The 1,101-nt window shown below is 55.3% G+C and carries 1 rRNA gene; it reads left to right on the top strand.

Annotated features, from left to right (window positions below):
- Positions 1-1,032, top strand: a 23S ribosomal RNA gene (locus IBX18_RS41820); the annotation flags it as partial.
- Positions 1,033-1,101: the final 69 nt, after the last annotated feature.

Here is a 1,101-nt window from a genome sequence, read left to right as displayed (position 1 = left end):
GGGTGCGAAGCTGAGAATTTAAGCCCCGGTAAACGGCGGTGGTAACTATAACCATCCTAAGGTAGCGAAATTCCTTGTCGGGTAAGTTCCGACCTGCACGAATGGCGTAACGACTTCTCAGCTGTCTCAACCACAGACTCGGCGAAATTGCATTACGAGTAAAGATGCTCGTTACGCGCGGCAGGACGAAAAGACCCCGGGACCTTCACTATAGCTTGGTATTGGTGTTCGGTACGGTTTGTGTAGGATAGGTGGGAGACTGTGAAGCGGGCACGCCAGTGTTCGTGGAGTCATCGTTGAAATACCACTCTGATCGTATTGGACTTCTAACCTCGGACCATGATCTGGTTCAGGGACAGTGCCTGGTGGGTAGTTTAACTGGGGCGGTTGCCTCCTAAAATGTAACGGAGGCGCCCAAAGGTTCCCTCAGCCTGGTTGGCAATCAGGTGTCGAGTGCAAGTGCACAAGGGAGCTTGACTGTGAGAGCGACAGCTCGAGCAGGGACGAAAGTCGGGACTAGTGATCCGGCACCGGCAAGTGGAAGCGGTGTCGCTCAACGGATAAAAGGTACCCCGGGGATAACAGGCTGATCTTCCCCAAGAGTCCATATCGACGGGATGGTTTGGCACCTCGATGTCGGCTCGTCGCATCCTGGGGCTGGAGTAGGTCCCAAGGGTTGGGCTGTTCGCCCATTAAAGCGGCACGCGAGCTGGGTTTAGAACGTCGTGAGACAGTTCGGTCTCTATCCGCCGCGCGCGTCAGAAACTTGAGGAAGGCTGTCCCTAGTACGAGAGGACCGGGACGGACGAACCTCTGGTGTGCCAGTTGTTCCGCCAGGAGCACTGCTGGTTAGCTACGTTCGGAAGGGATAACCGCTGAAAGCATCTAAGCGGGAAGCCTGTTCCAAGATGAGGTTTCTCACCACCTTCGAGTGGTTAAGGCCCCCCACAGACCATGGGGTTGATAGGCCAGAACTGGAAGCCCGGTAACGGGTGTAGGTGACTGGTACTAATCGGCCGAGGACTTACCAACAAAGAAGCTACGCGTCCACTGTGCAGTATCTGAAACAACACACGACACCGTGTTCACGGGTTCGGAGTG

The organism is Nocardia sp. XZ_19_369, from assembly GCF_015355715.1.
Taxonomy (GTDB): domain Bacteria; phylum Actinomycetota; class Actinomycetes; order Mycobacteriales; family Mycobacteriaceae; genus Nocardia.
This window is presented reverse-complemented; position numbering and strand designations above follow the sequence as displayed.